Annotated in this window: 11 protein-coding genes and 1 pseudogene; 2 read left to right on the forward strand and 10 right to left on the reverse strand. The window is 50.8% G+C overall.

Annotated features, from left to right (window positions below):
• From FDW87_RS22035 to lafA, 5 genes and pseudogenes are all read right to left on the reverse strand, one after another.
• A pseudogene (locus FDW87_RS22035) lies at positions 1-252 on the reverse strand (flagellar hook-length control protein FliK); the annotation flags it as partial.
• Positions 249-566 carry a hypothetical protein gene (locus tag FDW87_RS07100; RefSeq protein WP_016151855.1) on the reverse strand — a complete coding sequence of 106 codons (318 nt, stop codon included), beginning with the start codon at positions 564-566 and terminating at the stop codon, positions 249-251. The gene FDW87_RS07100 and the pseudogene FDW87_RS22035, both read right to left, overlap by 4 nt.
• Before the next feature lie 4 nt (positions 567-570).
• Positions 571-963: a flagellar export chaperone FliS gene (gene fliS, locus FDW87_RS07105; RefSeq protein ID WP_003843794.1), complete on the reverse strand. Its 393-nt coding sequence runs from the start codon at positions 961-963 to the stop codon at positions 571-573.
• Positions 964-996: 33 nt separating this feature from the next.
• The gene (gene fliD / locus FDW87_RS07110) at positions 997-2,322 is read right to left on the reverse strand and encodes a flagellar filament capping protein FliD (RefSeq protein ID WP_137379570.1); all 1,326 of its coding nucleotides are present in this window, start codon (positions 2,320-2,322) and stop codon (positions 997-999) included.
• A 196-nt stretch (positions 2,323-2,518) separates the two neighbouring features.
• A complete protein-coding gene (lafA, locus tag FDW87_RS07115) occupies positions 2,519-3,433 on the reverse strand; it encodes a lateral flagellin LafA (protein ID WP_049040787.1) in 915 nt (304 codons plus the stop codon).
• Positions 3,434-3,988: 555 nt separating this feature from the next.
• Between lafA and FDW87_RS07120 the strand changes: the two genes are divergently transcribed.
• Complete coding sequence (locus tag FDW87_RS07120) at positions 3,989-4,939, forward strand: transcriptional regulator (protein WP_137379571.1); 951 nt, start codon at positions 3,989-3,991, stop codon at positions 4,937-4,939.
• A complete protein-coding gene (locus FDW87_RS07125) occupies positions 4,917-5,396 on the forward strand; it encodes a hypothetical protein (protein ID WP_137379572.1) in 480 nt (159 codons plus the stop codon). Before FDW87_RS07120 ends, FDW87_RS07125 begins: the two co-directional genes overlap by 23 nt.
• Here the strand turns inward: FDW87_RS07125 and FDW87_RS07130 are convergent.
• The 5 genes from FDW87_RS07130 to FDW87_RS07150 all read right to left on the reverse strand — a co-directional run.
• A complete protein-coding gene (locus FDW87_RS07130; protein ID WP_137379573.1) occupies positions 5,393-6,394 on the reverse strand; it encodes a flagellar hook-associated protein in 1,002 nt (333 codons plus the stop codon). The genes FDW87_RS07125 and FDW87_RS07130 overlap by 4 nt on opposite strands.
• A 25-nt stretch (positions 6,395-6,419) precedes the next feature.
• On the reverse strand, positions 6,420-7,349 hold the full coding sequence (flgL, locus tag FDW87_RS07135) for a flagellar hook-associated protein FlgL (RefSeq protein WP_019076091.1): 930 nt from the start codon (positions 7,347-7,349) through the stop codon (positions 6,420-6,422).
• 17 nt (positions 7,350-7,366) lie between these two features.
• A complete protein-coding gene (flgK, locus tag FDW87_RS07140) occupies positions 7,367-8,743 on the reverse strand; it encodes a flagellar hook-associated protein FlgK (RefSeq protein ID WP_047357628.1) in 1,377 nt (458 codons plus the stop codon).
• A gap of 98 nt (positions 8,744-8,841) precedes the next feature.
• The gene (locus FDW87_RS07145; protein WP_029139422.1) at positions 8,842-9,144 is read right to left on the reverse strand and encodes a rod-binding protein; all 303 of its coding nucleotides are present in this window, start codon (positions 9,142-9,144) and stop codon (positions 8,842-8,844) included.
• An 8-nt stretch (positions 9,145-9,152) separates the two neighbouring features.
• A partial coding sequence (locus FDW87_RS07150) for a flagellar basal body P-ring protein FlgI (protein ID WP_252363062.1) occupies positions 9,153-9,986 on the reverse strand: 834 nt, incomplete at its 5' end.

Genomic DNA, 9,986 nt, shown 5'->3' on the forward strand with positions numbered 1-9,986 from the left:
CGGTTGCGCCAGTAACATCGCCAGCAATGCCTGCATGGCCGCAGGATCTGCATCATCGCGTTGATGCTCAGGCAACGACGCCTGCTGTTGGTTTATTTTTGCGCCGATCAAACGTTCAGCCACCGCGTTAAGCCCGGCCTGCGGTAAAGAAAACGTGCTGCCGCTCGTTGACGTTGTTGGGGCCGAAATAGCCGCCTTTTCCGGTGTGGCCTCTGCCAACGCACTGGCCGAGGCCAGTAATACAGGATTCATGCCTTCTCCGAAATTAAATTAACCATTGAGTACGCCAACATTCCTTCCTGGTTTTGCTGATGTTGATCCATGCGCGCTTTGAGTTCTTCCGCACGCTGCGTTCGTCGGGCAATCAGCACCTCAAACGCCGCATGCAGGGTGTCTTTGACCTCTCGCAACGCGGTGGCATCGGTTTCCCAGGCGGCATAGTCATGAAAAACGCGCATCACCTGCTGATGCAGGCCGGGTAATCGGCGCCAACGCTTTCGATCCAGCGCCTCGTTCATCTCTTTTACCAGGGCATAAAGCTGCTGTTGCTGACGCTCTCTTTCCATCGTCTTATCCCAGCTTTGCCGACAGACCTTCCCAGCCTGTGCGTAGATTGGTCAGGATGAGGATCACTTCATCAATTTTTTCCAGCGACAATTCGCCGCTGGCTTCATACAGGCGGTAGACGCAGTGGTCATACAGCCGGGACAAATTCACCACCAACTCGCCGCCCGTTTCAAACTCCAGCGAGCTGGTTAAGGCGTTGAGAATATCGATGCATTTGTTGATGCTTTGCGCCTTGCGCTCATAGCGTTTGTTCTCAATGTGGCTTTTGGCGCGTTCCAGCTCGTCCATCAGCCCCGAAAACAGCACCAGCACCAGCTCTAATGGCGATGCTGCTGCGGTACGCGCAGCAAGATCCATCTCTTTGTATTGCGAATAACCATCCTGCGTGTCGTACATGTTGATTCTCAATCCTTCTCTTAAATCAGCCGGTTACATAAACGCGGCCATACTCATTTTCATGGTGTACGTTTCCACCAGCGTATTGGTGTACTCTTCCACATAGCGCTCGTAGTTGGTGTTATAGGTTTCAGTCAGCTGATCGCTTTCGTCCTGAATTTTGCTCTGCTGGTCATCAATGTTTTCCTGGCGCAGGGCGATGATGCCGTTGCTGGAATCCAGATAGCTTTCCATCAGGTCGTCCATCTGCGCGACCATGCTGTCCTCCCCGACAAAAATAGCGGTCAAACCGTCCGGGTTTTCTTCCATTGCTTCGCTGAACTGAGTGGAGTCAATTTGTAAGTGACCGTCGGAATCCAGCGTGATGCCATAATCAACAATCGACACGCCACCGTAAGACGCGTGAGCAATATCATCCATCTGATTTGCCAGCGAATTCATCCCGGCGTCACCCGCAAAAACCCCGGACGCCGTGTCGTCATCGCCATAGCTGGTCAGTGAATCGATGGTGTCGACCAAGGTGTTGTAGGCATCAACAAAGGTCTGCACTTTGGCCTGCGATCCGCTGGAGTCTTCCGCGACGGTAAAAGTGGTCACATCGTTAGGATCATCAGGATCGCTAACCTCAGAAAAAGTCATCGTCACGCCGGGGATCACATCGTCAAAGGTATTGGTGCTGCTGGTGATCGCAGGGCCATCCTCGTTACCGAGGTGAATAATGGCGTCCTGCGCTTGCGTTATCTGTTGTTCACTGGAGGATTCCGCCGTAGCCAGATCGGTGTTACCCGAAACGCTCACCGAAAAACCGCTTTGCTCACCGGTGGTATCAGAGGTCAGCATGATGGTGGTCGTGCCGTCGGTCTTAACCAATGCCGCCGACACGCCTGGGTTATCGTCCGAGTTATTAATCGCATCAACCAGTTCACTGGCATCAACACAGTTATCGCCATCCTCGTCGACCGTAGACAGGTCAATATCCATGGTTGTGCCGTCATCCATGGTTATCTCAAATGAACCCATCGCGGCGTAAGTATCGTCGCTCATGCTGAACGTGGTTTGTTGCCCCTGTGCTAACTGCGAAACATAAAATGAGTAGGTCCCCGCCTGTGCCTGCGAGTTTGCCGACACCGTATTCGACTCATTATTTGTGGTGGCGGAAAACGTCAGTGGGCCGTCGGTGTCGCTGTTCAGCGCATCGATTGCCGTCTGAAAATCAGTCAGCGCGCTACTGAGCGAGTCCAGACCGCTGCTCTCAGCATTCAACTCGTTCTGTTGGTTCTGCAGATTCGTCGCCTGGGTGGCAATATCGGCGTAGGCAAATTGTTGTGCTAATTTTTGGATCGGACTCGTATAGCTCATGATCAATGACTCCGTGCAACGTTATTTATGTAAAAGCAAAATACATGCCAATAATTTTTACAATTAAAATTCAGTGAGTTAACTTAGTAGCGGAAATGAATTTTCCCTTCCCCAGGAAGGTTTCCAGGTAAAAGCCAGGTCGCTGAAAGCACAACACCGCCGGGTGGCGGTGTTGGAAATGACGTTAAGTCAGGAATTACTGCAGCAGGCTGGAAACCATGCTGGACATGCTGTTGGACTGCTTCAGCATGGTGATGCCGGTTTGCATCAGCACCTGTTGCTGGGTCATGTTGGACGCTTCCGTCGCGTAGTCGGTATCCATAATGTTACCGATCGCCACTTCAGTGTTGTCCTGCATGCTGGTCAGGTTAGCGGCGGTATCGTTCAGACGGTTGATAGATGCACCCAGTTTGGACTGGATCTTAGACACGTCGTCCATTGCAGTCTGGATAGTAGTGATCATCTGGTTTGCAGAACCAGAAGCGGTCAGCTCAGTACCACCGGAAATGCCTGCAGTACCGGTCGCATCTAACTGATCAGCTTCGAAAGAGTTGCTAACGCTTTTTAAATCGGTAACCAGAGAGTCCAGTTGGCTGGAGATATCAACGGTCATGGTGTCAGAAGATTCAGCACCAACCTGGAAGGTTACCGCCCCCTGGAACAGACCGTCTTTGCCGGTGTTGCTGGTACCGGAAACACCGAACAGGTTGGTGCCGCCGTAAGTGGTGTTCTGCAGCATATCGGACATCTGCTGACCCAGTTCGTCGTATTCGTCCTGCATCGCCTGCAAATCTTCGTCGCTGTAGGTTCCGTTCGCTGCCTGAGTGGACAGGTCTTTCATACGGCCCAGTACGTCGGTCATTTCGTCAAACATGCTGTCTGCAGTTTGCAGCATCGCAGTCGCGTCCTGAATGTTGCTCAGCGCAACGCCCATACCGCTGGACTGCGCAGTCAGACGGTTGGCAATCTGTTTGCCCGCAGCATCATCTGCAGAAGAGTTAATACGGTTACCTGTCGCCAGACGTTCCATAGAAGTAGACAGTGATGCGCTGCTTTTGTTGATAGCGTTAACAGCGGACATTGATGCGGTATTAGTATTAATCGATAACATGGTACTGCTCCTTGGGAATAATCGTTTTCGTTTCGATACTCTGTAAAAACGACCACCCCTTCGGAAAACTTAAAGCGCTGCAGAAAAATTTTTTACGCCTTGCACAACATCGTTAACGCGAGAGATAAAACGTCTCCCACCTCTATTTTAGCTTTCCGTGCTCCTCACCAAAACAATCACTGCATAAGGAAGATCTCAATCAAGATTTAATTAAAAGATTATTAGAAATATCTAATAACGACCCGATCGATTACGCACCTTCTATGTTAACCTTATGATAAAAATAAGATTATGCTTAGATAAAAATGTTTTAAAGAGCCTGGTTATAACTTTATTTTACATTTGGTTGCAAATGCCCTGTATTTTTATATTGTGAGTCTCAGACACTTTCGCTACATTTCCAATCCTCTTTTGCACAGCATAAAAAACACTCAATACCGATTTACCTGCTGTTTCTCAGGCAGAAGACATCTCAATTTCTCCAGAATTTTAATGCACTGATTTTTAACGGTGTGACACCAGGGATATAAAAATCTTGCGCGGGTATAATAAACCATGAGTATTGTAGTCAACAATTGGCGGATGGACTCTTCGCTTAATGCGTTAATCCACTGTGAAACAGGTGAGATACGTCGCCTGGGCGAATACCATTTTATTCTGTTAGAGACATTAGCTAAAAATGCCGATGTTGTTTTATCTCGTTCATTTTTAATGACCGCTGTCTGGAAGAATCGCATCGTCGGTGGAAATAGTCTGCCGACAGCCGTTCACGCCCTGCGCGTCGCTATTGATGATGATGGTAAACAACAAGAAATTATAAAAACCATACCAAAAAAAGGGTATTTGTTTAATAAACTCTATCTAACTGAAATCATTGCTCCTAATGAAAATAAGGTTGATGACCGCGCCAGTGAGGTAACCGAAGAGAATGCTGAGGTAGTTGAAACCCTCGCGTCTGAGGAGCAACTGCCATCAACAACAACAGAAAAAATAACTTTAAATAACAGTTCATTACATGAAGTCAGCAAGAAAAAACTGGCAACCAAACATCATCCTTATCGGGCTGTTCTGATTACCTTGCCCGTTATCGTTGTCGCTCTGTCGCTGTTTGCACTGATCTCATATTTTAAAGCGCCGTCATCCACTAAAACGGAAGAAACTCCACAACTGGTTAAAGAAACGCTTGAAAATGCCAACCGTATTACGGTCTATCAACTTTACGATCCAGGTGAGAATAAGAAATCGTTATCGCTTGTTTCAAAACATATTCTTCCTGGTATAGAGCAAATCAATCAACTGTTGGTCGCGCATAGCGCCTCGATGACCCTTTATTATCGGGTCTCGTTGAACAAACTCGCACTTGATATTGTGATGAGCAATCAATGCAATGATAGCTGGCAGTTAGCACTAAGCTTTGATAACTGGCTAAATAAAGATAACGAAATGAATGGTATTTTAATTAAAGAAGTGGAGAAAATGTTAAATGAAATGCCAAAATGCAAATAATTACGCTTTTTATATCCTGGCTATTTCCTCCCTATTTTTTAGTTTTCTGGCCCATGCCCACATTGAACATACGGTTATTGCCTATTATGATCTTAACGCCGGAAGGAATGCACATTACCAACTTATTCTGAGCCCACAACACAAGGATACGGCCCTTACGCTCATCCCTTTGGAACATAATAACCAGGTTCCTTCAGTATTCGAGATCTCCACTTGCCTTAATCGTTCTACAGAATCATCTCAACAAGGTGAGCTTCATTTTAGCGATGCGAAAGCGGATAATAACGATCTCCGCTTATCCAATTTCAGTTCCTTTATTGTTGAGCATAACCTTCATACGTGGTGGATTCATTTAAACCCGCAGCAAAATTTGCTCTTCACTCAGGATGTAGGAGGCCTGTTAATCACAGACCCCTCGGCATTTATCTTTTCGACAACATCTTGTCAGCAGAATTAACTTAATAAGCTACGGACAGTCTGGCTGGAAAGCCGGGCTTGCCCGTTGACCGCCTGGGCTAAAACCTGATAATTGTGATTAGCATGATCCAGTACCCCGCCCAGTGATTCAGATGCTTTAACCGCACTTTCTGCCTGCGGAAAACGCGCCATACCGTCAATCAGCTGCCGGGCCTTCTCCTGCTGCGCGGCCATTTGCGCGCGCTGATCGCCAATCGCATCCAGCGCCTGCTGTAACCCATCCTGAGTGCGGGAACTGCCCTGCGCGATATGTTGCAGAAGTTCATCTAAACGAGAGGGATCGGCAAATGTCTTTAGCAGAGTAAACGCCGAGGACTTCGCGTCAACATCACGTACGCTCAGGGTTTGTTGGATCTGCTGCCATTGCTTCTCCGTCGTGGAAAAGCTCAGCGCCCCCTGCTGATCGTGCACCTGTACACCGACACGGCGCAGCGCGTTGCTCATCATCATTTTGTATTGACCAGGATCCAGGTCCTCGCCCACCACCACCGCAGAGTGCTGCGTCTGCCGCCCGTCAGAAACACTGAACATGCGTGAACTTATCGCGTTTTTTTGCAGCATCTGCGCCAGTTCAGGCGAGTGAAAAGTTACGCGTGCCTCACCCTGTAAAACCGGACGCAACTGCCTGTCGACCGCATCACCGGACAATGTTGGCCGTTTTTCCAGCCACTGAGTTAGTTCAGCCCCCTTCTGCTGCAGCGTCTGTCCGCCGCGGCGAGAAGCGTGACGAAAGTCCAGCAAATGCTGCTCCAGTTGCCCCAGGTAGTGGTCAGCTTGCTGCAGCGTGGTGAGCTGATCGTTAAGCTGCACGCTGTAGCGCTGAGGCCGGGTAGTAATAAGGGGTGAGGCCGGGTAATCACTCGCCGTTGCGGGTAACTTTTGACGGACAGGGGCATTCTGCGCAACGGTATGCTGCTGCACAGAAGGATTAAGCGCTCCGCTACCGGAGAGTGATGTTGTATTTAAACCGACCTGCATACTATTCCTGAGCTACTGCTAACTGTTAAATCACACTGAAAAGGTTTAACTCACTCACTTTGGAGTAGGTTTTTAAGGTGGCTTCCATCGCCATTTCCAGACCGGTAAAGGTAATGGAGGCTGGGCCATAATCCAGATCGCTCAACTGACTGATAAGCTGATCGTTGGAGGTAGTGATATCCGTCTGAGCACTGCTCAGCATGCTCATCGTATTTTGCGTTTCACCAATGGTGGCTATAGAGGCGTTGAGCGCGTCAGAGGCCACATCCACCGTATCAATGGCATTTTGAATATCGCTTTGCACCTGCGGATCGGCAGGGTCAACCGACGGATCCTGTAACTCTTTCGACAGCGACGTCAGAGTGTTCAGAACGTCGAGGCTATCGCCGAAGAAATCGCTGACTGCCACATTGGTATCAACCTCAACGCCATTGGACACCGTGGTCTGGCGATGATCGTCGTTACCCTGATAGGTATAACTGTCAGTCACCCCGTCACCGTCCTCATCTACCGCGACAATTGGCGGTTGATCGTTCACCGTCCCGCCAAACACATAGTGACCGTCTTCATCCTGATAATTCAGCGCCGAGACCATCGCTTCGGTCATCGACTGAATATCCTGCCCCAGGCTGGATAACGACTCGGCGGTGTTGGTGCCGTTGGCGGCCTCCAGCAGATCGTCGCGAATCGCTAACAGATCGTTATTGACGCCATCCAGAATAGACTCCTGCTGGCTCATCCCCGCTGAGGCGGAATCAATATTAGTTTGATACTGATCGAGAGCCGATTGCTGGCGGTTAAGCTGGGTGATTCGTGTCGCAGCGATAGGATCGTCTGACGGCAGCAGAATACTTTTCCCTGTCGCCATCTGCGTGACAACGTGGGAAAGATCGCTGGAAAGGTCGTTAAAACTCTGCGTCATAGACACATAGGATTGTTGGGTAGACACGCGCATGATAATAGCCCTCCAGATTAACTACACATTTCCAGCACAGAGTCGAAAATATCTGCGCCCGTTGAGATAACTTTGAGGTTGGCCTCGTAAATTTGCTGGTAGGTAATGAGGTTCACCGCTTCTTCATCCATGCTGACGCCGCTGACGCTGCTCTGCTGGTTCTGTGCTTCGGAGTACACGTTCGCCGCCGCTTGCGCTTCCGTCTGGTTTTGCTGGCTGTAAATACCGATGTTACTGATGATTGATGAACAGGCTTCGCCCACGGTTACGCTACCAAGCCCCTCGATATCTAACGGTTCGGTTGAGAGGTTGATCAGCGCCTGCAGGTTATCGCTGTTGCCGCTTTCATCCGGCGAACTGGAAAACGCCAGCTCATCGGCGGTGATATCGGGGTTCACTTCCAGCGGGCCATCCGATGAGTTTTCGTCATAAATAAACAGCGGCTCGCCGGGATTTCCGTTCAGGTCGTAGCCCTGCGCCAGTTGGGTGTTAACCGCATCGGCAAACTGCTCTGCCATACTGTTAATCGTCCCCGTCAATGGCGTCAGTACCTCATTCTGATAATCAAACAGCGCGCCCAGCGAGCCGCCGGTATCGGTGTTCATGGATGACGTGGTTCCGGCGAACGTCAGCGACATGCTCTGCGTACCGTCGGCGTTGGTTTCCAGTTCGAGGGTGGAACTCTCTTGCCCGCTCACCAACGGCTGACCGTTTTGCAGCGTGACGTTGTAGTTACCTTCATCATCAATATTGACCTGAACATCCATGATGCCGCTCAGTTCTTCCACCATCTGGTCGCGGGCATCGTAGAGCGCAGACGCGTTATCCCCGTTGGCTTCGGCTTCAGTGATCTGCTGGTTGTAACTGGCAATACCGCTGGTAAGCGTATTCACCTGCGCCACCATCGCCTGCTCCTGACTAACGATTTCACTGCTTTGCGAATCGATATAATCGAGGGTGTTATCCACGCGCAGCGCCAGCGCGCCAGACTCGCTGATCACCTGCTCACGCAGAGCAGAGTCATCCGGACTGGTGGTAGCTGCGTTTAGCGCGGCAAAAAAGTTGTCAAAGCCGCCGCTCAGGCTGCTGTTGTCATCGCTGAGCACGGTTTCCAGCTGAGTTAAATACGTCTGCTGGGTGTTGTAATAGCCGTAATCGCTGGCGGCATACCAGACCTGGTTCACCTGATACTGGTTGGATACCCGGCGAATACTGTCCACCTGCACACCGTTACCCGCGCTGTTCGCCGATCCTGAGCTGGCGCCAATGGTACTGGTGACGGCCACCTGCCGGGTATAACCGTCGGTCATGGCGTTCGCCGTGTTTTGCGCGGTTACGTTAAGCTCCACCTGCGCAGTTGATGCGCCGCTGTAGCCAATGTTAATCATGTCCATCAAAGAGTCCTCGCCGGTCAGTTCCCCGGTCTGTCGTTAACAACCTTGCCGATTAAAAGCGGCGAAAAAACCTCAGTTCTTAAGCCGCCGCGCAACTTTTATCCTTTGTGATGCGGCGAGAGCTGTTTAACGATCATCGCCGCAATCCCAATACCGTGCTGCTGGGCCAGGCTGTTACATAACTGATCGTCGTAAAACCCCTGCATCATGCGCACCGAGTCGCTGTTAAACGGGTTATCTTTGGAGTCGAAGATCTCATTGGTTTTACGCATCTCTTTCAGCATGTTGCGTAAGAAAATGGCTTCAAACTGCTGGGCGGCTTTCTGCAAATCGTTATCTTTAATTTTCGGGCCCATTAACGCATCGCTACCGTCAATGCCCCCGCTATGATTCACTTTGATGTCGGCCATTAAATGACCTCCAGATCGGCATCCAGTGCCCCGGCTTCATGCAGGGCCTGTAAAATGGACATAATGTCGTCCGGCGTGGCCCCGAGACTGTTGAGCGCATTAACCAGCGTTTTCAGGCTGCTGGATTCAGGCAGCGTAATCATCCCCGGTCGGGCGTGATTCACCGAAATATTGCTCTGCGGCGTCACCGCCGTACGACCGCCGGCAAAGGCATTCGGCTGGCTGACGTTGCTGCTTTCATTGATGGAAACCGTCAGGCTGCCATGCGATACCGCCGCCGCGTGCAGGGCAATGCCATCCCCCATAACCACCGTGCCGGTACGCGAGTTAAACACCACACGGGCGCGTACTTTTTCTGCCTGAACCTGGACGTCATCTAACTGAGACATAAAGGCAACGCGCGCCCCTGGGCTGGTTGGCGCACGAACGCTGACGTTGGTCGAGCTTTGTGCCGTAGCAATGCCGCCAAACGAGGCGTTGATCGCCGCCGCAATGTTATTGGCATCTTTAAAGGAGGGACGTTTCAGATTAAGCGTAATGGTGTCACCCATCTGGAAGTCGCTGGGAATTTCACGTTCGACTGACGCGCCATTCGGTATCAGTCCGGCTGTGGGGGTATTCACGGTCACGCTGGAGCCGCTAGCCCCGGTCGCGTTCATCCCACCCACCACCACGCTCCCTTGTGCGAGGGCATAAACCTCCCCATCTGCGCCGTGTAGCTGGGTGAGCAATAACGTACCGCCGCGCAGGCTTTTGGCATCGCCAATCGACGAGACCGTGACATCAATGGTCTGCCCACGCGAGTACATTGGCGGCAGCATCGCGCTGACCGC

It is taken from the genome of Citrobacter sp. wls826 (genome assembly GCF_005281245.1).
Classification (GTDB): Bacteria; Pseudomonadota; Gammaproteobacteria; order Enterobacterales; family Enterobacteriaceae; genus Citrobacter; species Citrobacter braakii.

Coding starts and splice junctions, on each gene's coding strand:
- FDW87_RS07100 (WP_016151855.1), bottom strand. CDS start 566: ATGGAAAGAGAGCGTCAGCAACAGCAGCTTTATGCCCTGGTAAAAGAG.
- fliS (WP_003843794.1), bottom strand. CDS start 963: ATGTACGACACGCAGGATGGTTATTCGCAATACAAAGAGATGGATCTT.
- fliD (WP_137379570.1), bottom strand. CDS start 2,322: ATGAGCTATACGAGTCCGATCCAAAAATTAGCACAACAATTTGCCTAC.
- lafA (WP_049040787.1), bottom strand. CDS start 3,433: ATGTTATCGATTAATACTAATACCGCATCAATGTCCGCTGTTAACGCT.
- FDW87_RS07120 (WP_137379571.1), top strand. CDS start 3,989: ATGAGTATTGTAGTCAACAATTGGCGGATGGACTCTTCGCTTAATGCG.
- FDW87_RS07125 (WP_137379572.1), top strand. CDS start 4,917: ATGAAATGCCAAAATGCAAATAATTACGCTTTTTATATCCTGGCTATT.
- FDW87_RS07130 (WP_137379573.1), bottom strand. CDS start 6,394: ATGCAGGTCGGTTTAAATACAACATCACTCTCCGGTAGCGGAGCGCTT.
- flgL (WP_019076091.1), bottom strand. CDS start 7,349: ATGCGCGTGTCTACCCAACAATCCTATGTGTCTATGACGCAGAGTTTT.
- flgK (WP_047357628.1), bottom strand. CDS start 8,743: ATGGACATGATTAACATTGGCTACAGCGGCGCATCAACTGCGCAGGTG.